General features: G+C 57.7%; 25 protein-coding genes. 14 read left to right on the top strand and 11 right to left on the bottom strand.

Annotated elements, in window-relative coordinates:
* Positions 1-3: 3 nt before the first annotated feature.
* Positions 4-2,640, bottom strand: a complete 2,637-nt coding sequence (locus tag KCG46_RS07610; RefSeq protein ID WP_218404664.1) for a M14 family metallopeptidase — start codon at positions 2,638-2,640, stop codon at positions 4-6.
* 151 nt (positions 2,641-2,791) lie between these two features.
* Positions 2,792-3,346, bottom strand: a complete 555-nt coding sequence (locus tag KCG46_RS07615; RefSeq protein ID WP_218404665.1) for a DJ-1/PfpI/YhbO family deglycase/protease — start codon at positions 3,344-3,346, stop codon at positions 2,792-2,794.
* 155 nt (positions 3,347-3,501) lie between these two features.
* On the opposite strand from KCG46_RS07615, the gene KCG46_RS07620 reads away from it, so the two are divergent.
* On the top strand, positions 3,502-4,281 hold the full coding sequence (locus tag KCG46_RS07620) for an ion transporter (RefSeq protein ID WP_218404666.1): 780 nt from the start codon (positions 3,502-3,504) through the stop codon (positions 4,279-4,281).
* Between the two features lie 123 nt (positions 4,282-4,404).
* Here the strand turns inward: KCG46_RS07620 and KCG46_RS07625 are convergent, their stop codons facing one another.
* Positions 4,405-4,821, bottom strand: coding sequence for a hypothetical protein (locus KCG46_RS07625; RefSeq protein WP_218404667.1), 417 nt, complete (start codon positions 4,819-4,821; stop codon positions 4,405-4,407).
* A gap of 406 nt (positions 4,822-5,227) precedes the next feature.
* Between KCG46_RS07625 and parC the strand changes: the two genes are divergently transcribed.
* On the top strand, positions 5,228-7,522 hold the full coding sequence (gene parC / locus KCG46_RS07630; RefSeq protein ID WP_218404668.1) for a DNA topoisomerase IV subunit A: 2,295 nt from the start codon (positions 5,228-5,230) through the stop codon (positions 7,520-7,522).
* A gap of 72 nt (positions 7,523-7,594) precedes the next feature.
* Here parC and KCG46_RS07635 read toward each other — a convergent pair whose 3' ends face one another.
* The 6 genes from KCG46_RS07635 to KCG46_RS07660 all read right to left on the bottom strand — a co-directional run bounded on the left by KCG46_RS07635 (position 7,595) and on the right by KCG46_RS07660 (position 12,607).
* Complete coding sequence (locus tag KCG46_RS07635) at positions 7,595-8,191, bottom strand: hypothetical protein (protein ID WP_218404669.1); 597 nt, start codon at positions 8,189-8,191, stop codon at positions 7,595-7,597.
* Positions 8,192-8,439: 248 nt separating this feature from the next.
* Complete coding sequence (locus KCG46_RS07640) at positions 8,440-9,633, bottom strand: CCA tRNA nucleotidyltransferase (RefSeq protein ID WP_218404670.1); 1,194 nt, start codon at positions 9,631-9,633, stop codon at positions 8,440-8,442.
* Positions 9,630-10,226, bottom strand: coding sequence for a CoA pyrophosphatase (locus tag KCG46_RS07645; protein ID WP_218404671.1), 597 nt, complete (start codon positions 10,224-10,226; stop codon positions 9,630-9,632). Before KCG46_RS07645 ends, KCG46_RS07640 begins: the two co-directional genes overlap by 4 nt.
* Positions 10,227-10,233: 7 nt before the next feature.
* Complete coding sequence (locus KCG46_RS07650; RefSeq protein ID WP_218404672.1) at positions 10,234-10,794, bottom strand: DUF1285 domain-containing protein; 561 nt, start codon at positions 10,792-10,794, stop codon at positions 10,234-10,236.
* A 51-nt stretch (positions 10,795-10,845) separates the two neighbouring features.
* Positions 10,846-11,403 (bottom strand): GNAT family N-acetyltransferase, encoded by a 558-nt coding sequence (locus KCG46_RS07655; RefSeq protein WP_218404673.1) that lies wholly within the window; start codon positions 11,401-11,403, stop codon positions 10,846-10,848.
* Positions 11,404-11,446: 43 nt separating this feature from the next.
* Positions 11,447-12,607, bottom strand: a complete 1,161-nt coding sequence (locus tag KCG46_RS07660) for a PQQ-dependent sugar dehydrogenase (RefSeq protein WP_218404674.1) — start codon at positions 12,605-12,607, stop codon at positions 11,447-11,449.
* A 40-nt stretch (positions 12,608-12,647) separates the two neighbouring features.
* Between KCG46_RS07660 and rnhB the strand changes: the two genes are divergently transcribed.
* The 8 genes from rnhB (at position 12,648) to KCG46_RS07700 (ending at position 20,493) form a co-directional block, all read left to right on the top strand.
* The gene (rnhB, locus tag KCG46_RS07665) at positions 12,648-13,241 is read left to right on the top strand and encodes a ribonuclease HII (protein ID WP_218404675.1); all 594 of its coding nucleotides are present in this window, start codon (positions 12,648-12,650) and stop codon (positions 13,239-13,241) included.
* A 30-nt stretch (positions 13,242-13,271) separates the two neighbouring features.
* Positions 13,272-14,195: a calcium/sodium antiporter gene (locus tag KCG46_RS07670; RefSeq protein ID WP_218404676.1), complete on the top strand. Its 924-nt coding sequence runs from the start codon at positions 13,272-13,274 to the stop codon at positions 14,193-14,195.
* An 88-nt stretch (positions 14,196-14,283) separates the two neighbouring features.
* On the top strand, positions 14,284-14,976 hold the full coding sequence (locus KCG46_RS07675; RefSeq protein WP_218404677.1) for a hypothetical protein: 693 nt from the start codon (positions 14,284-14,286) through the stop codon (positions 14,974-14,976).
* 227 nt (positions 14,977-15,203) lie between these two features.
* Positions 15,204-16,352, top strand: a complete 1,149-nt coding sequence (locus KCG46_RS07680) for a site-specific DNA-methyltransferase (RefSeq protein WP_439648835.1) — start codon at positions 15,204-15,206, stop codon at positions 16,350-16,352.
* Between the two features lie 166 nt (positions 16,353-16,518).
* Positions 16,519-17,304, top strand: a complete 786-nt coding sequence (locus tag KCG46_RS07685) for an outer membrane protein (protein WP_218404678.1) — start codon at positions 16,519-16,521, stop codon at positions 17,302-17,304.
* Between the two features lie 148 nt (positions 17,305-17,452).
* On the top strand, positions 17,453-18,568 hold the full coding sequence (folP, locus tag KCG46_RS07690; RefSeq protein ID WP_218404679.1) for a dihydropteroate synthase: 1,116 nt from the start codon (positions 17,453-17,455) through the stop codon (positions 18,566-18,568).
* An 80-nt stretch (positions 18,569-18,648) separates the two neighbouring features.
* Positions 18,649-19,215, top strand: a complete 567-nt coding sequence (locus KCG46_RS07695) for a hypothetical protein (protein ID WP_218404680.1) — start codon at positions 18,649-18,651, stop codon at positions 19,213-19,215.
* Positions 19,216-19,308: 93 nt separating this feature from the next.
* The gene (locus KCG46_RS07700; RefSeq protein ID WP_218404681.1) at positions 19,309-20,493 is read left to right on the top strand and encodes an alkaline phosphatase D family protein; all 1,185 of its coding nucleotides are present in this window, start codon (positions 19,309-19,311) and stop codon (positions 20,491-20,493) included.
* A 3-nt stretch (positions 20,494-20,496) separates the two neighbouring features.
* Here the strand turns inward: KCG46_RS07700 and KCG46_RS07705 are convergent, their stop codons facing one another.
* Positions 20,497-21,255, bottom strand: coding sequence for an SDR family NAD(P)-dependent oxidoreductase (locus KCG46_RS07705; protein WP_218404682.1), 759 nt, complete (start codon positions 21,253-21,255; stop codon positions 20,497-20,499).
* A 32-nt stretch (positions 21,256-21,287) separates the two neighbouring features.
* Complete coding sequence (locus tag KCG46_RS07710) at positions 21,288-22,757, bottom strand: sigma-54-dependent transcriptional regulator (RefSeq protein ID WP_218404683.1); 1,470 nt, start codon at positions 22,755-22,757, stop codon at positions 21,288-21,290.
* A gap of 254 nt (positions 22,758-23,011) precedes the next feature.
* Between KCG46_RS07710 and KCG46_RS07715 the strand changes: the two genes are divergently transcribed.
* Genes KCG46_RS07715 through KCG46_RS07730 form a run of 4 tightly spaced genes read left to right on the top strand, consistent with a single transcriptional unit; the run spans position 23,012 to position 24,981 of the window.
* On the top strand, positions 23,012-23,134 hold the full coding sequence (locus KCG46_RS07715; protein ID WP_218404684.1) for an aa3-type cytochrome c oxidase subunit IV: 123 nt from the start codon (positions 23,012-23,014) through the stop codon (positions 23,132-23,134).
* Positions 23,135-23,150: 16 nt separating this feature from the next.
* Positions 23,151-24,272, top strand: a complete 1,122-nt coding sequence (locus KCG46_RS07720) for an NAD(P) transhydrogenase subunit alpha (RefSeq protein WP_218404685.1) — start codon at positions 23,151-23,153, stop codon at positions 24,270-24,272.
* Positions 24,269-24,700: a hypothetical protein gene (locus KCG46_RS07725; RefSeq protein WP_218404686.1), complete on the top strand. Its 432-nt coding sequence runs from the start codon at positions 24,269-24,271 to the stop codon at positions 24,698-24,700. Before KCG46_RS07720 ends, KCG46_RS07725 begins: the two co-directional genes overlap by 4 nt.
* Complete coding sequence (locus tag KCG46_RS07730; RefSeq protein WP_218404687.1) at positions 24,700-24,981, top strand: NAD(P) transhydrogenase subunit alpha part 2; 282 nt, start codon at positions 24,700-24,702, stop codon at positions 24,979-24,981. The genes KCG46_RS07725 and KCG46_RS07730 overlap by 1 nt, the downstream gene beginning before the upstream one ends.
* Positions 24,982-24,983 lie beyond the last annotated feature (2 nt).

Raw genomic sequence — 24,983 nt, forward strand, 5'->3', positions numbered from 1 at the left:
GGCCTATCGCACCCGTGAAGGCGCGATCAGCACAGCATTGGCCAGCATCAGATCGAGCCCGTCGAGATAGGCGCGGCTGGTCGGGTCATTCGCAAATCCGATTGTCAGCCCGGAACCGCTGGGCTGCGCCATCAGATAGGGTTTGAACGCCATCTGACGCCGGTTTTCATCCCAAACATATCCGCTTGCGATCAGGCGATCTGCGGCTGCAAACCGCATCACATTCGTGCCTGTCCCGCGGTCCAGCGGGGTGAATATCTGCGATCCGCTGGCCATCACCACGGCCCCGTCATCATAGCCCGCTGACAGGAAGTGATCGGGATCGGCCACGGTGTTGAGCAGCGCGCCCGGCAATGTGTCGGGCAATGCCTGCTGGTTCTGGATTGCATCGCGATATTCGCCTTCGCTGCCAAACTCCCGGCCTTCGGCCAGTTTCGGCGCGTCTTCACCGTCGCCGTCTTCGCTTTCGGACGGTTCAAGCCCCAGCGCGGCTTCGCGCTTGATGGCGAGAAGCGGTGACTTGCCGCTCGCAAAGGCATTCATCGATTGCTCGAATGTCACGAGCACGCCGCCGCCTTTTACAAAGTCGCTGATCGTGGCGAGCCCGCCTTTGCCCAGCGTACCGGCTGGATTTCCATTGGGCACAATCAGCACGTCATAATCGGACAGGTCAGCCCGCGCGAAGCGGTTTGTGCGGATGGGTACAACTGGAAGGCCAAGCCGCTGCTCAAGGACATAGCGCGTCGCGCCCGCGCTCAATTGCGAGATACCATCATCCCATGCAATCGCGACCTTTGGCAGGGTCAGTCGGACAAAGCTCTCACTGCCAAGGTTTGGCCCGTCTTCAACCCAGCTCGAACCGAATGCGACCGTGTGCGCTCCGATCTCGCGCGCCAGTTCGCGAAGCCGAGCCATCGCATCGGCATCATTGGCAGCAGCAGGAAACAGCACCGTGCCGCGCGGATATTCGCGGCCATCTTTAGTGAAGGCTGTGTCGGTGACGCGGCCTTTGATCCCTTCGCGAAGGGCAAGGGTCACAAGGCGCGCCTGACCGCTATCGGTCCACGGAACAGCGATGGCAAAGTCGCCCGATCCTTCCGCTTTGGCAGCGATAGGCGCGCTTTCTGAAAGGGCGTTGCCGGAAACCGCACCGCTGCAAAGCTGAACATCGACGCCGGACATGTACCCGACCGACCATGCAGTAACATCGTACAGCTCATGACGCAGATCGCGTTCCCGCCGGTTTTCCTGCTCTTCGAGGAAGTCGCTCGCAAGCGGGGTGTCTTTATCCAGCAAGCTGCGGATGAGCCGCGCGGCCGGTTGGGCCTGAGACACCGCGAGATAGCCCGATGGATAGCTGCGGCCGCAAGCATTAGCAGGGCCGTCCCGCCGCATGACCGCAATACCTTGAGCCGCAAGCCGCCGCCCTAGAGCTTCCGCGTTCCAGCGGCGCTCAGCCAGATCGATTACATAGGTGCCGCGCCCAGCCGCGCCATTTGCGTTGCCAGAGCGATATTGCGCGTAATTTGAAAGGAACCGGTCGGCATTCATCGCCACCGCTTCTGATGTAGAGAAGCTGGCGATGAAGTGATTGCGCACTGTGTCGGCATAGGTGAGGGTGGTGCCATCCCGCCGATCCCATACGAGGCCGCGCGATGATCCTTGCTCATAGGTGCTGCCAATCGCGCCCTGATGCGCGTTCCATGTGTCGCCATATCCGGGGTAGAACAGGTCATAGACCTCGCGCGTGAAATACGGTTCACCGATGCGGTCAAACCACGCGGCGTTGTTGCGCCCGATCAGCTCGTATGACTGGCGTTGCTGCGACGTGATATTCGGGTTGAGTGGCCGCGCGGCGGGGCTGAAGAAATAAGTGTCGTCGCCGCTCATTTCGTGGATGTCGACCACCACGACCGGGCTCCACTGCCGGATCGCCGCAACTTTCCCGCGCGTTTCCGGTTGGCTCAGAGTGAACCAGTCACGATTAAGGTCGAACATGTAGTGATTGACCCGCCCGCTCGGCCATGGCTCGTCATGCTCGGCTGCCTGACGGTCTCCCGATGGCTCGATCCCGACCGCGCCGCGAAAGTGATTGACGAAGCGTGCCCGCCCATCGGGGTTCTGCATTGGATCGAGAATGACAATGCTCTCACGCATGATCTGCGCCGCGCGTTCATCCCCCTGCGCTGCGAGGAGGTGATACGCCATCATCATCGATGCATCGGTCGAGGAAATCTCATTGCCGTGCACGCCGTATGTGAGCCATGTAACCGGCAGCGCATCGCCATTGCTCGCGCGGCCCGCAGCGACATTGGCCAGATCGGCTTTGATCGCGTCAATGCGCGACATATTTTCAGGCGCGGTGAGGATCACGTAGTTCAGCGAGCGGCCTTCCCAGCTCTTCGCATATTCGACCATTTGCATCCGGTCAGGCGCGGCTTTGGCCAGCGCCTTTAGATAAGCGAGTGTCTCATCAGGAGAGCTGATCCGCGCGCCTGGTTCATGCCCCACGGTTTCGGAAAGGGTAGGGATCGCCGGATCAAACTCACCATCGAGGAAGGATTGGGCGCTGGCGGGTTGTGACAGGAGTAACGCTGTCCCGATTGCGGCCCATAACCTTGCCCAAAACGCGCTGCGCATAGTGTCACCCCTGTTTGCAATTGATGGCAAATCTTCTCCACCAAGCGGCATCAACGGTCAACACAAGAAAACCCCGCCACACCGAAGTGCGACGGGGCCCTGAACCAGCCAAATGACGGGAGGCCATGACTTAGTTCATGTCAGATACGTTTTATGCGTTTTCCGGGATGCGCTTCATATCATCCACCATTTCCAACGCGGTCATCAGCGTTGTTGTAAAGGCGGGAATGTCATCCGGATTTCGGCTGGTGATCAGATTGCCGTCTACCGCCACCGCCGTGTCCACGATGTCCGCGCCGGCATTTTCCAGATCGGTGCGAATTGATGGCCAACCCGTTACCGTTTTTCCGTCAATAATGTCGGCTTCGGCGAGGAGCCACGGTGCGTGGCAGATCGCGGCAATTGGCTTGCTCGCGCCATCAAACTGCTTGACGAGATCAATAACGGTCTCGTTCATACGCAGGATATCCGGGTTGATCTGACCACCGGGCAGCAGGAGCGCATCGTAATCGCCTTCGGACACTTCATCGACTGTCAGGTCGACGTCAACGCTGTCGCCCCAATCGCCGTCACTCCAGCCTTTGATACTGCCATCGTCGAGGCTGGCCACGGTGATATCGGCGCCTGCTTCTTCAAGAAGCGATTTGGGTTCCATCAATTCGGACTGTTCAAACCCGTCGGTTGCGATGATCAGAATGCGTTTCATGATCAATTTCTCCTTCGTATGTATTTGTATTTGCTATGATACTTGAATGAGCGACTGGCCTGATCGTTCCGTTGTGGTCGCTGAGCCGTTGCAGTGGTAAGGCGAATTGCACATAGGTGTTTAGCAACCCCCGCGGCCCTCCGGAGTTTCCCAGAATGACATTGCAAGCACGCGCGAAAGCCATCGTCGAGGCGCGCTGGTTCGAACGCTTCATTATCACTGTGATCGTGATCAACGCGATCGGTCTGGGCATGGAAACATCGCCAACAGTGATGGATGCGGTGGGCGGCGTGGTTCAGCAATTGGACCGGATCGCGATTGCGATTTTCGTGGTCGAGCTGCTCCTCAAATTCTTTGCCTACCGGCTCGCATTCTTCCGCAATGGCTGGAACGTCTTCGACCTCGCAATTGTCAGCGCAGCTCTGGTGCCGGCGGGTGACCAGTTCTCCGTTTTGCGAGCTCTGCGAATCTTGCGCGCGCTCAGGCTCGTTTCTGTCGTGCCCAGCATGCGCAAGGTGATCGTCGGCCTGTTCAGCGCCATCCCCAGCATCGGGACGGTAATCGTGATGCTGCTGCTGCTGTTCTATATCAGCGCGGTGATGGCGACGAAGCTGTTCGGCGGGGCGTTTCCGGAATGGTTCGGAACGCTCGGAGCATCGCTCTATTCGCTGTTCCAGATCATGACGCTGGAAAGCTGGTCCATGGGCATCGTGCGTCCTGTGATGGAGGTGTTCCCATGGGCATGGGCGTTCTTCGTGCCGTTCATCCTGCTCACCAGCTTTATCGTGCTGAACCTGTTTATCGGTGTGATCGTCAACGCGATGGCAGAGGCCACTGAAGACGACGCGCACAGCGAGCGCGAGATGATTATCGATGAGCTGCGGGCGCTAAGGAGCGAGATTGAGCAACTGCGGGATGATGGGCGCATGGGCTAGGGCGCACCAGAAAGGGGCGGCACTGCGAAATCATGGATTAGGGCAGATGGTATTCTGGCAGTATGCATGAAATCGGAAGTGAAAAAGCAATGAAACGTTCGATTCTGCGAACGGATGAAATCTTCAGCGCTTTGGAATTTTACGCCCAGTTATTGTCGTCTTGCCGAAAACCCAATCCGTATCAACATAGTTGCCAGACACATAACGGCGTGTACGAATTTGCTCTACTTCTTCAGTGGTTTCCCGGTCGCGCGGATACCAGTTGCATCGAACCTTCACCCCGTCGTAGCTTTTGTCGATTGGAAAGTTCTTGCGAAGCATTGCTTCGAAATCGGCCATAACAGCTGCCTTAAAGACCCGGTATTCAGCGAGAGAACCCTCAAATTCCAAGATCTGCGTCTGGTATTCCGGGTGGAAGACACGGTTGCCAAAGGAGCAATAGCCGTGCGTGCTGTATGCAGCGGCGCTGACCGAAGTTCCAAGCGCAAGCCCTGTAATCAGCAGTTTTGCCGCTCTTTTGGCCAGTGTGTAGCTCGTCATCGATATGCCCCTCTTTAACGGTCGATCCAAATGGCGACCCCTCAGGTAGCGTTAAAACGTCATGGGTCAGAAAAAGCAATTCGAAACCAGATTTTATAGTTCCGTATTCGAAGAAGCCAATATTTCCTACACTCGCTCAAACCGCTACCGCAGCAGCGGCTCTTTCAAATCGTCGATGCTTTCTTTTGCGCATGATCCAGGCCTGCGAAGTTGGACATGTGTCACCTGTGTCCTACATCCCGCTTACCCAATAAAAACAGCGCTCTAACCCTGTAGGAACCGCATGACATGTTGGGCAATGTGTCATGTGTTCCCAACATCGGGCTTGGCGCTGCCCACCCGCATCGCTTCTATTCCTGTGGAAACGCCTCTCCCCCACGGGGACGAGCATTGCTAAGTCATCGTCATGGCCGATCCTACGACTACAGATGATTCCGATCCGTTAGATGCGATTGTTGATGCGCCGTTCGATGCCGCGCTGTCCGAACGGTATCTCGTTTATGCGCTTTCCACGATCACGGCGCGTTCGCTGCCTGATCTTCGCGATGGGCTGAAACCGGTCCACCGGAGACTGCTCTGGACCATGCGCCAGTTAAAGCTGGATCCGTCCAACACATTCAAGAAATCCGCCCGCGTCGTGGGTGAGGTGATCGGTAAATATCACCCGCATGGCGACACGGCTGCCTATGATGCGATGGTGCGCCTCGCCCAGGATTTCTCGCTGCGGTATCCTCTGGTTGAGGGGCAGGGGAACTTCGGCAATATCGATGGCGATAACGCCGCCGCCTATCGTTACACAGAGGCCCGTCTGACCAAGACGGCGATGCACCTGATGGACGGGTTAGATGCGGGCACCGTCGATTTCATCCCGACTTACAATGGTGAGGAAGAAGAACCGGAATTGATGCCGGGTCTGTTCCCGAACCTGCTGGCGAACGGCGCAAGCGGGATCGCGGTGGGCATGGCGACCAATATCCCGTCGCACAACGTCGCCGAGATTATCGATGCCACGCTTGAGCTGATCGACAATCCGCATGTCGAACACGAACGGTTGATGGAACTGTTCCACGGGCCTGATCTGCCCACCGGCGGCCAGATTATCGACAGCAAAGAGGTGATCTCTAACGCCTACGAAACAGGGCGCGGTTCCTTTCGGGTGCGCGGTGTTTTCGACGCGCCCGAGGCGGAAAAGGCTGAAGATCAAAAGGCCGGGATTGAACGGCTGGGCGGCGGGCAGTGGCAGCTGGTCATCTCCGAAATCCCGTATCAGGTCGCCAAAGGTAAACTGATCGAGCAGATCGCTCAGGCGATTGCGGATAAGAAGCTGCCAATCCTAGAGGATGTGCGCGACGAAAGTGACGAGACGATCCGCATCGTGCTCGTTCCGAAAAGCCGCAATGTCGATCCGGAGCTGCTGAAAGAGAGCATTTTCAAGCTAACCGATATGGAAACGCGGTTTGGCCTCAACCTCAACGTGCTCGACGCGACGCGCACGCCGCTGGTGATGGGACTGAAAGAGCTGCTTCAGAACTGGACCGCGGCGCAGATCGAAATTCTTCAGCGCCGCACGCAATTCAGGCTCGATCAGATCGCGCGTCGGCTGGAACTGGTCGAAGGCTACATCACGGCCTTTCTCAACCTTGACCGAGTGATTGAGATCATCCGGTACGAGGATGAGCCCAAAGCGGTGATGATGAAGGAGTTTGGCCTCACCGACCGTCAGGCCGAAGCTATTCTCAACATGCGGCTGCGGTCTTTGCGCAAGCTGGAAGAGATGGAGTTGCGGACCGAGAAAGACGCGCTTCTCGCCGAGCAGGATGATCTCGGCAAACTGTTGGAAAGCCCCGCTCGCCAGCGGACGCGGTTGAAAAAAGACCTGCGTAGCCTGCGCAAGGATTACGCCGAAGACACCAAGATCGGCGCGCGCAGAACGCGGATCGAGGAGGCCGAAGCGCTCGTTGAATTCAGCATGGATGCGATGATTGAGAAAGCACCGGTCACAGTCATCCTGTCGCAGAAGGGCTGGATACGGGCCGCGACGGGACATGTGCCGCTCGATCAGGAGTTCAAATACAAGGAAGGAGATGCGCTCGCCTTTATCCTGCATGCGCAGACGACGGACAAGCTGCTGATCGCGGCGGGCAATGGCCGGTTCTACACGCTGGGCTGTGACAAACTGCCGGGCGCGCGCGGCTTTGGTGAGCCGGTGCGCACCATGATCGACCTTGAAGCGGATACCGGCATCGTCAAGATGCTGGTGCACAGGGCTGGTGGGAAGCTGCTGCTGGCCTCTACTATTGGCAAGGGCTTTGTTGCCGAGACCAACGAGCTGTTGGCCGAGACGCGCAAAGGCCGTCAGGTTGTGAATCTGAAAGGCAACGCGGAACTGCGGGTAATCCGTGAAATCGGCGCTGAGGACGATCATGTTGCCTGCGTCGGCGACAACCGCAAACTGATCGTATTCAATCTTGAAGAAATGCCGATCATGGCGCGCGGTCAGGGCGTGATGCTGCAGCGTTACCGCGATGGCGGCCTATCCGATGCGACCACGTTCAAACTGGAAGACGGGCTAAGCTGGCAGATGGGCGGTTCGGGCGATCGGACCCGCACTGAAAACGAGATTTGGCAGTGGAAGGTCGCGCGCAGTGCAGCAGGCCGTATGCCGCCGCAAGGTTTCCCCAAAGACAACCGGTTCGATTGATCAGAACAAAAAGGGCCGCGATCTCTTCAATCGAGATCGCGGCCCTTTCTAGAAAGCGTGTGAGCTGAGCGCTTACATGTTCAGCGCGCCGGTCGGCCCGTTGTCACGACCAGCCGCCGCAGCGTCTTGTTTCGCCGCAGCTTGTGCGGGTGTCAGGATTTCAGCCCCTTCGGGCACTTCCACAGTATTTGCAGCGAGCTGTTCGAGCGAATACAGCGCCATCAGTGCGCCGTTTGCATCGACTGCAAAGGTGTCTTTCGTAAGGGTGACAATGCCGCCTTCACGCTGAAGGATAACGGTGCCTTCTTCATCGACGGTGTAGATCGTACCCGCTGGCAAGCTATCGGCGCTGATCACGGCTGCACCGTCAACGAGAGCAGCGTCGCGTTTTGCATCGGCTTCGGCTTTCTGCGCAGCCATCATGCTGTCGATCTGCGCTTTGGTTGCGTTGACCGTCCACTTGCCTTCGCGCTCTGCAAGCAGGTTGACGGGCAATGGAGCTTTGTGCGTTCCGGTGTCGACGGTCACGATGCCGCCTTCGTTGGTTTCAACGGTGCCGATCGGGGCGTCGTCGTTTCCGAAAACAGTGGGGCCAGCATCCTGCGCATTCGCGGCAATTGGCGTGGCGGCGATAGCAGTGGCAACAATAGCCAACTTTGCAAACTTCATGTGGTAAACTCTCCGTATTTCATTCTCATCAAGTGGCCGCCACAAGGGGAGGGCAGCGCACGCATACATGGCGAATGGGCCTGAAAAATCAGGCCGACAATGTGACGCCAAAAGCGGCAATTGCGCGCATCTGACCAATGGTCAAAGCGCACGTGGGTTCCCTTAAAAAGGGCAAGATCGAGTGGCAAGCACCCAAGCTGTGCCATCTATATGGCAGATAGGAAGTGAAGGCTGGCTTAACGTAAGCGTCAAGTGGGCGTCAGTTCCTCCGTAAGGATTTGCTCAACTCGATTTTCGTCAGGAAAGCCTTCCTCAACCCAACGGCGCTCAACAGTCTTTAGGATCCGTGCCACTTCCGGCCCAGCCGCCACACCGCGGTCGACGATTGTTCCGCCTTTAAGGGGGAGGGTGGGGGCATCCCAATCGCAAATTGCCTTGGTATCGCCGCCCGCCAGCAGCAGTCGGTGCAAGGCTACGGCATTGCCTTCAAAGTAGGCAAGCGCTTGTGGATGGTCGACATCCGTAGCGAACCGGCCAGCGACCGCGACCAGAACATTCCGCTGCGCTCTGGATAGGCGCAAACGGGCCGAGACATCGGCAGCCACATCGGGTGATGGGGGGAGCAGGGCGGCAAGACGGCGAAGCGGATCGGCGGCAACGTCTTCGCGCTTTTCGTGCACAATCAATTCCCGCATCAGCTCGACATTGCGAAGGCTTGCTTCGGGCAGGACCACGCGGAGCACGGCGTGATTGAACATGCGCTCAACCGTTTCTCCGGGATCGGGCAATGCCAGCAGTTTTATCAATTCATCGGCAACCCGCTCGCGGCTCAACCCCTTGAGCGTTCCGGCGAGCTGCGCGCAGGCTTCCTCCGCTTCGGTATCCAGTTCCGCCCCAAATCGGGCTTGAAACCTGTAGTATCGCAGGATGCGCAGATGATCCTCGGCAATTCGCTGTTTCGCGTCGCCGATAAAGCGGACACGCCGCGCTGCAAGATCGTCTAGCCCGCCAAAATAGTCCGAAATCTCCAGACTTTCGGGATGAGCAAACAGCGCGTTGATCGTGAAATCGCGCCGCGCTGCATCTTCGCGCCATTCCGTAGCGAATGTAACGGTAGCGCGGCGGCCATCGGTTGAAACATCATGGCGCAGCGTCGTGATCTCGACAGGTCCGTCTTCCAGCACAGCGGTGATCGTACCGTGATCGATACCGGTGGGAACGGTGCGGATGCCCGCAACAGCGCAGCGATCCATCACTTCATCGGGCGGGTGGGTGGTCGCGCAATCGACATCATGCACAGAGACACCAAGCAGTGTGTCGCGCACCGCTCCGCCAACCCAGCGAATATTTTCTGCGCCCAACGCCCTAGTCAGGATTTGCATGCCTTCGCGGCGGGGCCAGTCGGCCTGTTCCAGCGAACCGTGAAATTCGGGCGCGCTCATTTTAGATGCTCCAGATCAATCCGCCGCGAAAGGTTCGCGAGGATTGCCGCTGTTACACCCCAAATTCTGAAACCTTCGTAATCCATTTCGAGATAGCGCCGGTTCGCACCCTTCCAGAACACTTCGTTGACGGTCCAGTTACTCCGATCAAGCAGGAGCGCAAGCGGGGCTTCGAACCACGCCTCCACTTCGGACGGGTTTGGAACAAGGTCAAGATCAGGCGGGACAACAGCGAGCACTGGCGTGACGGCAAAACCTGTGCCGGTTTGGTAGAGATCGCTGGTTCCGATCACGCGAACTTGATCGCGCGGCAATGCCAGTTCTTCCTCTGCCTCGCGCACCGCGGCGGTCACGGCATCTTCGCCGGGGTCGATCTTGCCACCTGGGAAAGCGACCTGTCCGGGATGATCGCGCATCGCATTGGGGCGCTGTGTCAGCAATATGCCGGGGGCTTCCCTCTCCGTAACAGCGATCAGGACTGCGGCAGGGGTGGCCCGTCCATCTGCAAAGTGCGCATCAGAGAGCAGATCGGGGATGGCCCGCGAATGGCCCGCTTCAAATGCGGCGGTCAGCTGATCGTACAAAGCGGTCATGCGGGCTTTACGGCAACAGCGAGAATATCGCGCCCTGGCTCGTCACCATCAGGCCTTTGGTCAGGTCATCGCCGCTGGTATCGATAGCGATCTGCACTAGCTGTTCGTAAGTTGAGCGATTAAGCCGGGCCTCGCACCCGCGCCGCACGTGCAGATAGATCGCGGGCGTTTCAGGATCTCCTGCCGCGCGGATGGCATTTTCCGGTCCAACGACGACCAAATCATCCGTGTTGAGGCGCACAGCGATCTCGCCATCGCGCAGGACGCAATCGACGGCGACGAACGCGGCATCATCGACTTCGATGCTGAGTTTCTCAAACGGTGTGACCAGCCAATGCTGCGCAGCGTCATCCCTTGTTAGAAGGCCGGAGAATGCGCGCACCATAGCCGGGCGGCGAATGGGATCGCCTTCGTGATACCAAGTGCCATCGGCCGCAATTCGCATTTCGCTGTCGCCGATTTGCTGCGGCGCCCACCCTTCGACCGGTGGCAATTTGCGCTGTTCGACCTGCTCGGCAATTTGAGCAAGCGTGAGTTCGGCGAGATAGGGGGGCGGTTCGTAAGGCATATGTCTAAGACGAATTGCCAGATGTGGCGGTTCCCGTGAAGTGGAAACGTCTTAATCCCGACCAGCAATTCCGCCTTCGGGGTTCCATGGGCCAAGTACGCCATTGGCTGGCATCACCGAAAGAGCTGCCCCGCGCGCGAGGAGGCGGCTTTGTTCATAGGGGCCGGGACAGCGCCAACCGCCGGTTGCATTCGCGTTGAAACCCCACCGGCCATAATACTCAGGATCGCCGATCAAAACCTGCGGGAAGCTGGGAGAGCCGTCTGCCGCCAAGCGCGCTTCTGCATCGAGCATGGCAGCCATCAATCCCATTCCGAACCCTTCGCCTTGGCGTTCGGGCAGGACGGCCACGGGTCCAACCATGATGATCGGCACGGGTTGCCCATCATCGCTTATCAAAGCGATTGGCCAGCACTGGATTGTGCCGACAAGCATTTCCTGATCATCAAGCGCGGCAAAGCTGAGCGCGTCGAGCCATTCCATCCCTGCGCGGATGCGATATGCAGTGCGGGCATGGCGATCGGGGCCGAATGCGCGATCAAGCAACTCCTCGATCATCGCAGGTTCGACCGCCGATAGCGGGATTAAAGTAGCAGTGTCGGCGCTCATGCCGAGCGCGTTAGTCGCTTTCGGGCAGTCTGCCCAACAAGATTTACTGCGCGGACACTTTAAGAATTCTACCCTCTGGCCCGTCTTCAGCGACCCAGATGCTGCCATCGGGGGCTTCGTCGATAGAGCGCAGACGGCCATCAAAAGCATAGCGTCCGGTCTCGGTCGCCTTTTCTCCGTCGATGGAGACCCGCACGATTGCCTGACTGCTAAGGCCGGCGATCAAGGCATCGCCCTTCCAAGCGCCAAACATATCGCCGGTGTAGAAAATCATGTCGCCGGGCGCGATCACCGGCGTCCAGTGGATGGCAGGCTTGTTAAAACCATCGTCCGCGCTGTGATCGGGGATCGGGTCGCCATTGTAGTGCTTGCCGTATGATCGCGTGGGCCAACCGTAATTGGCCCCGGCTTCGACAAGGTTGAGCTCGTCTCCGCCAGCCGGGCCATGCTCCATGTCCCACAAACGGCCCTGCGCATCCCAATCCATGCCAAGGATGTTGCGGTGACCATAGGACCAAATCTCGTCGTTCGGCTCGATTTCATCTGCCATCGGATTGTCTGTCGGGATTGTGCCGTCGGGGAACAACCGTACGATTGATCCAAGGGTGTTGGTGCGGTCCTGTGCGGGTTCCAGTTTCTGACGGTCGCCGCTCGCGATGAACATGTACTTCTCATCAGGAGAGAAAGTGATGCGATGTGAATAGTGACCTTTCCCGGTGACTTTTGGGCCCTGACGCCAGATCACTTTCAGATCGTTGATCGCACATGCATCTGTATCTTCGTTACAAACCAATGTTCCCCGGCCTACAGCCGCGCCGCGTGTGTCGTTTTCGCCTGCTTCGGCCCAGCTTAAATAGATAGTACGGCCGTCTTCACGGTTCGCTTCGGATGGAAGAAACGCGACATCGCCAAATCCGCCTTGGCCGCCGTAATCAACTTCTGGAACGCCGCTTACGGTGGTCACTTCGCCGGTGCCGGTCTTCATCAGCTTTAGCGTTCCAGCTTTCTCCGTGATCGCAAGAGTATCAGAACCGGGAATGAACTCGATTGCCCAAGGACGGTCAAACTCGCCCATTGGTTCGATATTGAGCTCTACTTCGGCAGAGGCGGCTGCGGCGCTATCCCCCGCTTCGGCATTGGCGCAGCTTGCGAGCGCGAGGGTGGACAGCGAAAGTGCGAGCGGAGCTTTAGAAATATAGGTCATGGGTTTGATAACTCCCAAGAATGAAATCGGTGCCCCGTAAATGACAAAAATGCCATTTGTTATCGGGGTGGATGAAGCGGGGCGTGGGCCGCTGGCTGGCCCGGTTGTGGCCGCAGCGGTGGTGCTGGGCAATGACGTACCCAAAGGGCTGAACGATTCCAAGAAACTATCTGCTAAACGGCGCGCTGTGCTCGACAAAGAGATCCGCGAGAGCTGCGGCTGGGCCGTTGCGGTGGTTGAGCCGGAAGAGATCGACCGGATCAATATCTTTATGGCCACGATGGAGGCGATGACCCGCTGCGTCGCCGATCTGGCTGCGAAGACAGGCGGCGAATGCAGCGTTTTGATCGATGGCAATATGACGCCGGAAGGGCGCTGTACCGACTGGCACTGGCCCGCACGGGCGATCGTGGGCGGTGACGGAATCGAGCCAGCGATTAGCGCGGCGTCGATCATAGCAAAGGAATGGCGCGACCGGATTATGATCGAGGCGGCGCAGGCTCACCCGCATTTCGGGTGGGAGCGTAACAAAGGATATGGAACGGCAGAGCACATGGAAGCGTTGCGCGTTCATGGTCCAACCGCACTCCATCGCTACAGTTTCGCGCCGGTCGCCCAAGCAAACCTTTTGTGAACACCGCGAAACTGCCCTAAGCGCCGCGACATGTTGAACGCGATTCTTCTTTGCCTTGCCGGATTGATCGGCCTTGCCGTTGGCGGCGAACTGCTAGTGCGCGGCGCCGTGGGTATTGCTCAAAAGCTTGGTGTTTCAACGCTCTTCACCGGCCTTGTGATCGTTGGTTTTGCCACTTCGATGCCTGAAATGGTGGCGAGTGTTCAGGCCGCTTTGGCAGAATCGCCCGAGATTGCATGGGGGAACATCGTCGGCTCTAACCTTGCAAACACACTGCTGATACTGGGCGTTTCCGCCTTGGTCATGCCCATCGTTCTGACTGGAACGGGCAGACGCGATGCAGTCGTTGCGCTGGGCGTGACGCTTGTTCTCTGGGCGCTAATCGCATCTCAGCTTGCTGGCCGCTGGGTTGGTATCGCGTTCCTATTCGGCATTCTCGCTTACATCGTTTGGCGGTATCGCCATCCCGGCGCTGACACAGCGGACGATATGGAAGACGATGCCCCTAGCAATGGTTGGGTTGCGGGCGTCCTGTTCGTGGTCGGCCTCGGCATTCTTGTGGCGGGCGGTAATGCGCTGGTCACCGGTGCAATCAGCCTCGCGACGATATTCAAAGTCCCCGAAACGGTTATTGGTTTGACAGTCGTAGCAGTGGGTACTTCCCTGCCGGAACTCGCCGCATCAATCGCAGCGGCGTTGCGCGGGAAATCGGCGCTCGCAATCGGCAACGTCGTCGGTTCGAACATCTACAACATATTGCTGATCGGCGGCGCGACGATGACGCTCGCTCCGCAAGCCGCGCCGTTTGAACTGGCGGGTCTGCAAATGGCGTTGCTGACGGGAAGCGCGCTCATTCTGCTCGCGCTTTTGTGGAAGGCAAAGAGCATCGGGCGCGTCCTCGGCACTGCTCTGGTTGTCGCCTTTGCCGCCAATGTGGTGCTGGTCTTTACCTGAAACCGCGCCAGCGGTGTCTTAAAGGAAATTTAGGTCGTTGAATCTATTGAGCTTACCGGAATAAATTTGAAGGTATTTGCTCATGGGAATGGAACGACCAGCATTTGGCAGAAGGCGGACAATCAGCGCACGCGACATCGCCGAGCGGGAAGCTGTGGTCAGCGAAGCCCCGCACCGCGTCATACCGGAGGAAGTGTGGGAAGGCGAGGCAGGTGACGCACTGACCGAAATGGGCCTGCATCCCGACAGCCCGGAAAATCAGCGACCAACTCAGGAATCCGCGAACGAAAAGTTCGAAGAAGAGGCGGCCAAGCAACAAGCATTCCTAGCTCAAGCGAATGCGCAAATGCCGGAAGGTGTGTCTGTCGTCGCCTACGCGATGCTTCCTTGGGATCTGTGGAATGGCCGATTTGGCGAGCTTTTGGCGATGCGATGCGGCCTGTGGGCACCGCAAGCATGGAACCAGATGCTCCTCGCCGCCGACGAACAAAGCAGTGTTGCACTCGGTTTGCCGCAACATCCAGGCGGTTATCCGGAAGGCTTGATCGAAGAGATCGAGCGTTTGCTGGATGAAGCCTATGCGCCGATTGCGGGTTTGATGGAGAAAACCCGCGTGCAGCAGAACTTTGGCTGGCAAGAAGTCGAAGCGCATGATCAGGCGATTCAGGATCTGACGCAGAAGATTATCGCGATGTCACACTATCTCGGCTCGATGTGCATCGGTGAAGAAGCGTTCAATCGTCACAAAGAAATCTTCGGGATGAATATCGGCTGGTACTAATTCAACCGGCACCGAGTCTTCAGCGCCACACCCTCCATATCGAGTCCGGCGCTTATCTAGGGACTCAACATCTTGTGGTGATCACGTTTCGTTCCGTGCCAGATTTGCACGTCTTTACCGTTCGTTAACCATGGTTCTTCAGAATCTTTGCTTGACGGGTGGGCCGTGAGGACTCACCCTGTGGATAACTTTGGGTTCAGATTGCAGGGAATTTCGCCGTGGGTGTCATCGAAACAACGAAAGTGCGCGCCAAACGCACTGTTAAACCGTCCGAAGCGGATATTCGTGCGCTGTTGCCGCTCGGCAAAATCCTCGACGGCGATTGCATTGAAGCGATGCGTTCGCTGCCCGACAATTCGATCGACTGTGTCTTCGCCGATCCTCCCTACAACCTGCAACTCGGCGGGGATCTCAATCGCCCTGATGGCAGCGAAGTTGATGCGGTAACCGATCACTGGGACCAGTTCGACAGTTTCAAAATCTATGATGATTTCACGCGGGCATGGCTGACCGAAGCCCGCCGTGTTCTGAAACCTGATGGCGCGCTGTGGGTGATCGGCAGCTACCACAATATCTTCCGCGTTGGCGCAATCTTGCAGGATCTCGGTTTCTGGATCCTCAATGATGTCGTCTGGCGCAAGACGAACCCGATGCCGAATTTCAAAGGCACGCGGTTTACCAACGCGCATGAGACGATGATCTGGGCAAGCCAAGGCGAAAAAGCGCGCTATCATTTCAACTATCGCGCGATGAAGACGCTGAATGACGAAATTCAGATGCGCAGCGACTGGGTTCTCCCAATCTGTTCAGGCGGAGAGCGCCTGAAAGAAGACGGCAAGAAAGCGCATCCGACGCAAAAGCCCGAAGCCTTGCTGTACCGCGTTCTGCTCGCGACCACTGAAAAGGGTGACGTGGTGCTGGACCCGTTCTTTGGGACGGGAACTACAGGAGCGGTTGCCAAACGTCTGGGCCGCGACTGGATCGGCTGCGAGCGCGAGGATTTTTACCGCGGCGTGGCGTATAAGCGTATCGAGAAGGAGCTGCCGCTCGATGAAAGCGCTCTGAAAACAATGCAGAGCAAAAAGTCCGCGCCCCGGGTTGCTTTTGGGACGTTGGTTGAGACCGGAGCGATTGCACCCGGAACGCAGGTGTTCGACAAAAAACGCCGCTGGGTCGCACTTGTCCGGGCCGATGGTTCGCTCGATTATCAAGGCAAGACCGGATCGATCCATGGTTTGGGCAAAGAGCTGCAGGATGCGCCAAGCTGCAATGGCTGGACATTCTGGCACTATGAGGTCGATGGCCCGACGGGCAAGGAGATGAAACCTGTCGATCACGCCCGTCAATTGCACCTGCTTGCGAACGAAGACGGGTAAGCCGTCTTCACGGTTCGTCGGCTCAGGCATTCAATTTCAGTTGCCGGTCGTTTTGCCGGCACACTCCGCCGCAAGTGACTGAAACCATTCATGCAGAATCCTCGTAAATCGATTGATCTCGCGCCCATACCCCCGACTGCGCGAGGCAAAATGTACGAGGAAAGACATGAAATATATCAACAAAATTTCTCTCACCCCGATTGCCTGTGCCGCTTTGCTTGCGTTCCCCGGCGCAGCACTTGCCGATGGCCCCTATGTTAGCATCAGCGGCGGCGTAGCTTTGCCAGAGGATAGCAAGAATGCGGGCGAATTTGACGAAGCTGTACCTGCCACAGCCGATTTTGATGAAATTCCCGCCGGCACAGAATTGGCTTGGAACACCGAATTCGACACTGGCTATGCTCTCTCGGGACAGGTCGGATATGCTTTCGAAAACGGGTTCCGGGTCGAAGCCGAGGCAGCCTATTCGGAATACGGTGTAGGTTCGCATAACGGTTTGACTGTAGGCGGAACCGATATTGACGCGGTGGATGTTGCAGTACTTACACGCGGCGCAGCAGGTGCTGCCAACCCGACTGTCGGTGCCGTAATCGCAGATGGCCAAGGTCAGGTTTCCAATATCGGCGTGTTCGGCAACGTCTTTTATGACATCGACACCGGCAGCGCTCTCAAACCCTATGTCGGCGGCGGGATCGGATATCAGTGGGTCGATGTCGATTACAGTCCATCAGGCGTAGCCGTTGGTGAAGGCGACGACGGCGCATTCGCATACCAGTTGATGGCAGGCGCCAGCTACGAAGTGAGCGACAGCGTCGAGCTGTTTGGCCAGTACACCTGGCGCGATACGACCGAAGAGGCTGACATTCCGCTTTCACTTGTACCGGCGACACTTGGCGTGGAGTCGTCACAGTCGGTCGTGTTAGTTGGAGTCCGGTTTGGTTTTGGCGGCTGATTTTTTTGGTCAAAAGCCAAGAACGTGAGGGGCCGTGCAATGCGCGCGGCCCCTTTTTCTTTGGCTGTGAACACAACGCCTATGACGCTGTCCACGATAGGGAGTTCGCGCTAGGAGAAGCCTTCGTTTGTTACAAAGGATCAGCCGAATGAGTGCCAGCGTTTACATTCATCCGATAGGCTTTGTTTCCGGACCACAGGCAGAGGACGGCGCAGCAATCCGGCTTGCCGGTTCGATGGTCTATGCCAGCCGCTTTGCGTTGGTTGTGCGCGATGAGGGCAAGGCTGTCGCGCGGCGTTTGTTCGGCGCAAGGGGTTTTGAAGAGGTTGTCGCCGGTCTTGACTCAACGCTTGCTTCTGAGGCGGAGCGTCAATGGGCCAACCTGCAAAAAGTCCATGCGCCGATTGAACTGGGTGAGCGGACCATTCGCCTGGACCAGCCGCAAATCATGGGCGTGCTGAACGTTACGCCTGACAGTTTCAGTGATGGCGGAGAATTTCTGGAAAAACCCGAAGCGGGCCGCGCTTATGCCGCCGCCATGCTGGAATCGGGTGCAGCGATCATCGATATTGGCGGGGAAAGTACACGCCCTGGCGCCGCAGCGACTTGGGAAGGCGACGAGAAGGATCGCGTGCTTCCTGCAGTGGAGTATTGCGCGAGCATGGGCGCCGCGATCAGTGTCGATACTCGCCGCGCAGGCGTTCTTGAGGCGGCTTTGCAAGCAGGCGCGCACATCGCAAATGATGTCTCGGCGCTTCGTTATGATCCGCGTTCGGCTGAACTGGTCGCGAGTATGAAATGTCCTGTCATTTTGATGCATGCGCCGGGAAGCGGCGATGATCTTCATGAGGGCGGCGACTACGATGATGTTGTTAGCGATGTGTTCGATTTTCTGCGGCTTGCGCGGGATCGCGCAATTGCCGGAGGCATAGCCGAGGATCGCATCATGCTCGATCCGGGTATCGGATTTGGCAAGACGCTGGCGGACAATCTTGCGCTCATCAATGCCTTGCCGTTGTTCCACGCTCTGGGTTCGCCGCTTTTGCTGGGCGTTAGCCGAAAGCGTATGATTGGTGCTCTCTCTAATGAGGAAGCCGCGCATCAACGGCTGGGCGGTTCGATCGCATTGGCGATGAAAGGCATGGATGCCGGCATCCACATGCTGCGCGTGCATGATGTGAAAGAGACAGTGCAGGCGCGCAATGTCTGGCGCGGAATGCGCGATGCGGCGCTAACCGATTTTGCGCAATTGCCGATGGATTAAACGCGCGGGCTCACCGCCAATGTAACAAAATGGTTCCTCTGCGCGAACCGCCAGTCATACCCCTTTAAAAGGAAATGACTGTGACCAGTTCGAAGCTTATCCCATCCGTAGCCCTCATCGCAGCTATTTCCGCGTCTCTCGCAGGCTCGCCTGCCGCCGCTGAACAAACCGGCGAGATGACCACCAGCAATGAAGCCGCTTCTCTGGCCGAAATGACTGATGCAGCGCCCGTGTATTCTGGCATCGCCGCGATGGCTCTGCCGCAAAAAGACGTAGCTGCTGAGAAAAGCGGGCCAGTAAGTCCGACTGTCCCGTTTGGTGCAGCGAATGAAGTGAACAGTTTCACCCTCAGCGAGCTAAACGCGGTATCTTCGCCTCGCAATCCGGTGCTCGCAACCGCGCTCGGCTCTGCAGAAAATGACCAAGCCTTTGGCCTGTCAACGATCCAGCCTAGCTTCGATAATTCAGAAGTTCTGAAGATCGAAATTGGCCAGAGCGCAGTGCTGGCTGGCAAAACAGCTTCGCAATCGGGCGGCGTTGAATTTGAGCAAACCTATATCAGCAGTGAGCCGATTGGCAGCGACCGCATTCTAAAAGAAGAACGCGATGTCACGGCACGGACAACGGCGGTAACAATTCGCCTTTAACGCGGAAAATCTGCAGCCCGTATTGAAAGCTGTCTCGACAACGTCATCGTAGTTGCGCAAAGCGGCACGTATTGATCGTTCGAGGAGTTGATTATGCGCCGTTTGTCTTTGCTTGCTTTGTCTGCAGCCGCCGCCGGGCTGGTTTCTGCTCCGCTTTTGGCGGACGACCATGGCAAGCATAGACATGATGACGGCCATGTTCCGATGTACGCAGAAGACCTGCTCGATGCCTATTACGCCAAGCTTGAGAAGCGCATTGATCTGCCGGTAGCCCCTGCGAATGTTTCGCTCGCCCCCGATGCGACGATAACGCGGCTCGCATTTGGCAGCTGCAATCATCAGTCTCGCAGCCAGCATATGTGGGCGCAGATCGCGGCGACCAACCCGGACCTCTTCCTGTTCATCGGCGACAACAATTACGGCGATAGCGGCTGGAACGGTGATGCCGCGCTGACCAGTTTGCGGATGGCGTATCAGCAGCAGGCGGAGACGCCGGAGCTCACAGATTTCCGCACCAAGGTTCCGATGATGATCACGTGGGATGATCACGACTACGGGGCCAATGATGCCGGTGCCAATTTCGCGTTCCGCAAATGGTCAGAGACGCTGTTTGAAACCTTTTGGGGGTCATCGAAAGAGGTGCAATCGCGCCCTGGCATCTATGAAAGCCGGACATTCGGGGAAGATGGCAAAGTCACGCAAGTGATCATGCTCGATACTCGTTTCTTCCGCTCTGATCTGGATCGGATGGAATACACGCCTGAGCGCCCGCCGCTCGGCCCGTATGTGCCAAGCAGAGATGCATCCAAGACTGTGCTGGGCGAGGCGCAATGGAAATGGCTGGAGCAGGAGCTCGCCAAACCCGCTGACCTACGCATCCTTGTTTCGTCCATTCAGGTGATTACCGACGCGCACAATTACGAAAGTTGGGAAGCGCTGCCGATGCAGCGTGAGAAGCTTTACGGAATGCTGGCGGGCCGCGAAGATAGCGGATTGGTGATGCTTTCCGGAGATCGCCACGCAGGCGGTATCTATGCCGATACGCCGGAGGCGGCGGGCGGTGAGAAGCTGTGGGAGCTAACCAGCTCCTCGCTTAACTACTCGTTCTCCTCCACCGAACGGAACACCGCGCGCGAGCCCGATCCCAAGCGCCTGACAGACTTCATCTCGGAAGAGAATTTCGGCCTTGTCGATATCGATTGGGCTGCCAAAACCTTCACCATGAGCATGCGCGGCAGCGAAGGTGAAGTGCGCGTCTCCGAAACTGTGTCTTGGTAGTCGCTAGAGCGTAAAGCCGCCGTCGGACACCATGACGTGTCCGGTCAGGTTCGAGCCTGCATCGGACAGCATGTAGAGGATGTTGTCCGCGATCTCTTCGCTTGAGGCGAAACGTCCAAGCGGGGTCGTAGATGACATGGTTTTGATAGTGGCTTCGCGGCCTTGCGCCTCGACTGAACGTTTGAAATCGTCCGAGCTTTCCCAGATCGCCGTATCGACGCCGCCGGGAGCGATTGCGTTGACGCGAATGTTGTTCGGCGCGCCTTCGAGTGCGGCGATACGCGTCAGATGCGAAACGGCGGCTTTCGCTACGCCATAAGGACCAATGCCCGCGATGGGCTTTAGCCCGGTTGAGCTGGATGTGATAACCGCGCTGCCGCCTTTGTCCTTCATCGCCCGCATGGATGCGCGCATGGTCAGGAAAACGCCGTCGAGATTGATGTCCATCACGCGGCGCCACTCGGCAAAATCAAGTGCGGCAACCTGTCCGTGCCCGCCGACACCGGCATTGGCAATGGAATGATCAAGACCGGTAAGACGCGGCTCCAGATCATTCCAGAGCGCTTCGTTGGCGACGCTGCCGATAACATGCTCGACTTCGCAATCAAGATCGAGCGCGGCAAGGCCTGCTTCGTTGACGTCGAGGAGGATCAGTTTCGCCGCGCCGCGCGCAGCAAGAGCTTTCGCGCAAGCAGCGCCGATGCCGGAACCCGCGCCTGTGACGAGGGCGGTGCGGCCTTTGAAATCTTGAATATCAGTCATGGCCACCGCGCTAGGCGGATCAGGCAGGTCGATCAAGCAGCGTTATCAATGCCCAGATCAGACAGCTTGCGATACAGCGTCGAACGCCCAATACCGAGCCTGCGAGCAACCTCCGTCATGCGGCCGCGATAATGGCCGATGGCAAGGCGAATTACATCTGCTTCAATCTCTTCGAGCGGGCGCAGATTGCCGTCTTCCGTATAGAGCATAACGCCGACACCCTCATGGATGCTGGAGAGCGGGTCGCTTGCAACTTCACCGAGCATCTCGGACAATTGCGGGAAGCTTTCCGCGTTTAGCGTTTGGCCTTCGCAATAGACAGCGGCACGGAATAATACCGATTGCAATTGGCGCACATTACCCGGCCATTCATAGGCAGACAGGAGCGCGAGCGCGCTTTCCGATACAGACAAATGTTTCAGTCCAGGCTGATCCCCGATGCGGCCCAGGAAATGGCGTGCAAGCGCGGGAATGTCGCCGGTCCGCTCTCGCAAGGGAGGAAGAGCGATACGTGTCGCGCCGATTTTTGCAGCAAGCGCCGGATCAAAGTGACCAGCATCAACCAACGCGCCAAGCCCGATATTACTCGCGCACAGGATGCGCACATCAACTCTAAAGCCGTGCGTTGCGCCAACAGGACGGACTATACCGCTGTCAAATGCTTCCGCGAGACGAGCCTGAAGCTCAGGCGTCAAGCGGTCGACTTCATCAAGCACCAAGGTTCCGCCATCGCAGTGCTGCAACGCGCCGATTTGACGGTCAAACGCTCCGGGAAAGGCATTGGGCTCATGGCCGAAGAGGACAGATTCGATAGAATTAGGCGGGACGCTGCCGACATTGATAATTCGGAGTGACTCGTTGGCGCGCGGGCTGGCGGCATGCATTGCGCGCATCAGCATTTCTTTACCCGTACCGGATTCGCCTTCGATCACGGCATGGCCGTGGCCGCGTGCAGCCTTGGCCGCTTGGGCAAGGGCGGTGCGGAACTTAGGCGCAGTGCCGATCATCGCGTCGAAATCGAGCGTGGCCGACATCTTTTCAGTCAGCGGCGCAAGCTCATCACGCGGTGTTTCGCGGGTGGTGACCGTGCGCAGGGCCTCCATCAAACGATCTGGCGAGACTGGCTTGACCAGATAATCGCTCGCACCGGCGCGCATCGCTTCGACAGCGAGCAGCGGCGACGCGCTGGTCGTCAGCATCAAGATCGGCAGAGCTGGACGGCGTTCTTTCAGCTCTGCGATAAGCGAACAGGCATCGTCCCCGGGAACCCACTGGTCGAGCAGGATCGCAGAAAGCTGCATCCCCTCGCGGGTGCCAAGCATGGCAATTGCTGTCTCAGGGTCACTGGCCACAATTGTGCGCCAGCCTTCGCGCGCGGCGATGGCCGAGATCAACCGGCTTTGCGCCGGCTCATCATCAATGAGCATGACCAGACGCATATCGCCGGAATTTTCCGGGCCATCATCAGGCTGTGCTTCAAGGCGCGAGTCGATATCCGCCATAGGTTCGCCGCGTGTCCTTTACCCTCCCCAGCATTCGTCCCAGGGTGAAACGTGCATTCTCCATAGGCACGCGGAGTAAAGACGATATTAAGGCTGACGCGGATCGCGGATCATTTTTGCAAATTTCGGGGTTTTCCGCGCGAAAACGATGGCGGACTTGAGTGAAACGGTCTGGCGCGATACGGGGGCAGTTCAACTTTCCGGCAACTTTTCGCCGGGTTCAACGTTAGGGATCAAACGGGAGCATCCTAGCTATGGCTACGAACGATATCGATAGTGCAAACCAAACCTACAGCGGCTTTATCAGCTCGTTGAAGTGGGCAGTGCCACTGATCGCGGTCATCACACTCTTCGTCATCATGCTAATCGCCGAATAAAGGCAGATAAAACCACGTGAAAATTGCTGTCCTGAAAGAACGCGCAGCCGGGGAAACCCGGGTTGCCGCATCGCCTGAAACGGTCAAGAAATTCATCGCCTTGGGCAATGAATTTGCAGTTGAGGCGGGGGCAGGGGCATCCGCAGCGATCACTGACGAAGCCTATGCAGAGGCCGGCGCGAGCGTCGCCGATGCCAAAGCGGTGGTGAAGGACGCAGACATTGTTCTGGGCATTCAAGCACCTGAAGTTACGCTGTTAAAAGGCGCGGCAAAAGGCGCGTGGGTCGCGGCTTTGTTCGATCCGTTCAGCAAGAAAGACCTTGTCGAGGCATACGCGAAGGCGGGCTTTGAGGCGCTTTCGATGGAATTCATGCCGCGCATCACCCGCGCGCAATCGATGGATGTGCTTTCGAGCCAATCCAACCTTTCCGGCTACAAATCGGTGATCCATTCGGCTGACGTATATGGCCGCGCGTTCCCGATGATGATGACGGCGGCGGGCACAGTGCAAGCTGCGCGCTGCTTTATCATGGGTGTCGGTGTAGCCGGGCTTCAGGCGATTGCCACAGCCAAACGCCTCGGCGCTCAGGTTTCCGCGACCGACGTGCGCTCCGCCACGAAAGAACAAATTCAAAGCCTCGGCGCAAAAGCGATCTTCGTTGAAGATGTCGCTGGCATCGAAGGCGAAGGTTCTGGCGGTTATGCCACCGAAATGAGCGACGAATACAAAGCCGCTCAGGCTAAGCTGGTTTCCGAACACATCGCAAAACAGGACATCGTGATCACGACCGCTCTGATCCCGGGCCGCGCTGCGCCGGTTCTCATCACCGACGCACAAATCGCTACGATGAAAGAAGGCAGTGTGATCTTTGATCTTGCAACAGCGCAAGGCGGCAATGTCGAAGGATCAAAGCCGGATGAGGTAGTCGTAAAGCACGGCGTCAAAATCATCGGCTACGCCAACACACCGGCGCATCTCGCAGCAGACGCATCGGCGCTGTTCGCGCGCAATCACTTCAACTTCCTCAGTGCGTTTTGGGACAAGGAAGCAGGCAAGCCTGAACTCGATGACGAGATCGGCGATGCCGTGCGCCTGACCAAGAATGGTGCGGTTGTGAACGAGAGGTTGAACGGATGAGGGCGCTCTCGGCGACCTGTTTCTTTGCAGCCTTGACGATGACCGTGCCTGCCCACGCGCATGTCGGCAGCGGTTACTTGGATTACCCGTATTCGCTTGAAGACATTCGGGCCGGCGCACAGCTTCGCGCTGAAGCAGCAATCGTGGTCCCGATCGTCTTTGGCCCTTGCGGTCATTCCCCGGCGATGGATCCGGTGCTCGACCGCTACGCTGAGTTTGTCGAGAGTTTGACTGAGATACGTCAGAAAATCGATCTGGATATCGCGTTGGCGGACTATAACTATCAGATGTCGCTTGTAGATATCGCGTGCCCCGAACCCGAAGCTCCCGAGACGCTGGAACGAGAGAAACTCCAAATCTCTGTTGCCGACAGTGTGCTCGATAGAATGGATGCGCTCGTTGAGCGGCAAACCGGACAGGAACAATAATGGACTTTATCTCAATCCTATCCATTTTCGTGCTGGCGTGTTTCGTCGGCTATTATGTGGTCTGGTCGGTTACGCCCGCGCTGCACACGCCTTTGATGGCGGTGACCAACGCGATTTCTTCGGTGATTATCGTTGGCGCGCTGATCGCGGCGGCTGAGGCCGATAGCGATATTGCCAAATATCTCGGCCTGTTCGGTGTTGTGCTCGCCAGTGTGAACATTTTCGGCGGGTTCGCCGTGACGGAGCGGATGCTCGCCATGTACAAGAAAAAGGAGAAGTAAGA

This window comes from Erythrobacter crassostreae (assembly GCF_019204045.1).
GTDB classification, from domain to species: domain Bacteria; phylum Pseudomonadota; class Alphaproteobacteria; order Sphingomonadales; family Sphingomonadaceae; genus Erythrobacter; species Erythrobacter crassostreae.

Excerpts from the sequence above, each read along its gene's own strand:
- KCG46_RS07610 (WP_218404664.1), bottom strand. The coding sequence starts at position 2,640 with ATGCGCAGCGCGTTTTGGGCAAGGTTATGGGCCGCAATCGGGACAGCG.
- KCG46_RS07615 (WP_218404665.1), bottom strand. The coding sequence starts at position 3,346 with ATGAAACGCATTCTGATCATCGCAACCGACGGGTTTGAACAGTCCGAA.
- KCG46_RS07620 (WP_218404666.1), top strand. The coding sequence starts at position 3,502 with ATGACATTGCAAGCACGCGCGAAAGCCATCGTCGAGGCGCGCTGGTTC.
- KCG46_RS07625 (WP_218404667.1), bottom strand. The coding sequence starts at position 4,821 with ATGACGAGCTACACACTGGCCAAAAGAGCGGCAAAACTGCTGATTACA.
- parC (WP_218404668.1), top strand. The coding sequence starts at position 5,228 with ATGGCCGATCCTACGACTACAGATGATTCCGATCCGTTAGATGCGATT.
- KCG46_RS07635 (WP_218404669.1), bottom strand. The coding sequence starts at position 8,191 with ATGAAGTTTGCAAAGTTGGCTATTGTTGCCACTGCTATCGCCGCCACG.
- KCG46_RS07640 (WP_218404670.1), bottom strand. The coding sequence starts at position 9,633 with ATGAGCGCGCCCGAATTTCACGGTTCGCTGGAACAGGCCGACTGGCCC.
- KCG46_RS07645 (WP_218404671.1), bottom strand. The coding sequence starts at position 10,226 with ATGACCGCTTTGTACGATCAGCTGACCGCCGCATTTGAAGCGGGCCAT.
- KCG46_RS07650 (WP_218404672.1), bottom strand. The coding sequence starts at position 10,794 with ATGCCTTACGAACCGCCCCCCTATCTCGCCGAACTCACGCTTGCTCAA.
- KCG46_RS07655 (WP_218404673.1), bottom strand. The coding sequence starts at position 11,403 with ATGAGCGCCGACACTGCTACTTTAATCCCGCTATCGGCGGTCGAACCT.
- KCG46_RS07660 (WP_218404674.1), bottom strand. The coding sequence starts at position 12,607 with ATGACCTATATTTCTAAAGCTCCGCTCGCACTTTCGCTGTCCACCCTC.
- rnhB (WP_218404675.1), top strand. The coding sequence starts at position 12,648 with ATGACAAAAATGCCATTTGTTATCGGGGTGGATGAAGCGGGGCGTGGG.
- KCG46_RS07670 (WP_218404676.1), top strand. The coding sequence starts at position 13,272 with ATGTTGAACGCGATTCTTCTTTGCCTTGCCGGATTGATCGGCCTTGCC.
- KCG46_RS07675 (WP_218404677.1), top strand. The coding sequence starts at position 14,284 with ATGGAACGACCAGCATTTGGCAGAAGGCGGACAATCAGCGCACGCGAC.
- KCG46_RS07685 (WP_218404678.1), top strand. The coding sequence starts at position 16,519 with ATGAAATATATCAACAAAATTTCTCTCACCCCGATTGCCTGTGCCGCT.
- folP (WP_218404679.1), top strand. The coding sequence starts at position 17,453 with ATGAGTGCCAGCGTTTACATTCATCCGATAGGCTTTGTTTCCGGACCA.
- KCG46_RS07700 (WP_218404681.1), top strand. The coding sequence starts at position 19,309 with ATGCGCCGTTTGTCTTTGCTTGCTTTGTCTGCAGCCGCCGCCGGGCTG.
- KCG46_RS07705 (WP_218404682.1), bottom strand. The coding sequence starts at position 21,255 with ATGACTGATATTCAAGATTTCAAAGGCCGCACCGCCCTCGTCACAGGC.
- KCG46_RS07710 (WP_218404683.1), bottom strand. The coding sequence starts at position 22,757 with ATGGCGGATATCGACTCGCGCCTTGAAGCACAGCCTGATGATGGCCCG.
- KCG46_RS07715 (WP_218404684.1), top strand. The coding sequence starts at position 23,012 with ATGGCTACGAACGATATCGATAGTGCAAACCAAACCTACAGCGGCTTT.
- KCG46_RS07725 (WP_218404686.1), top strand. The coding sequence starts at position 24,269 with ATGAGGGCGCTCTCGGCGACCTGTTTCTTTGCAGCCTTGACGATGACC.
- KCG46_RS07730 (WP_218404687.1), top strand. The coding sequence starts at position 24,700 with ATGGACTTTATCTCAATCCTATCCATTTTCGTGCTGGCGTGTTTCGTC.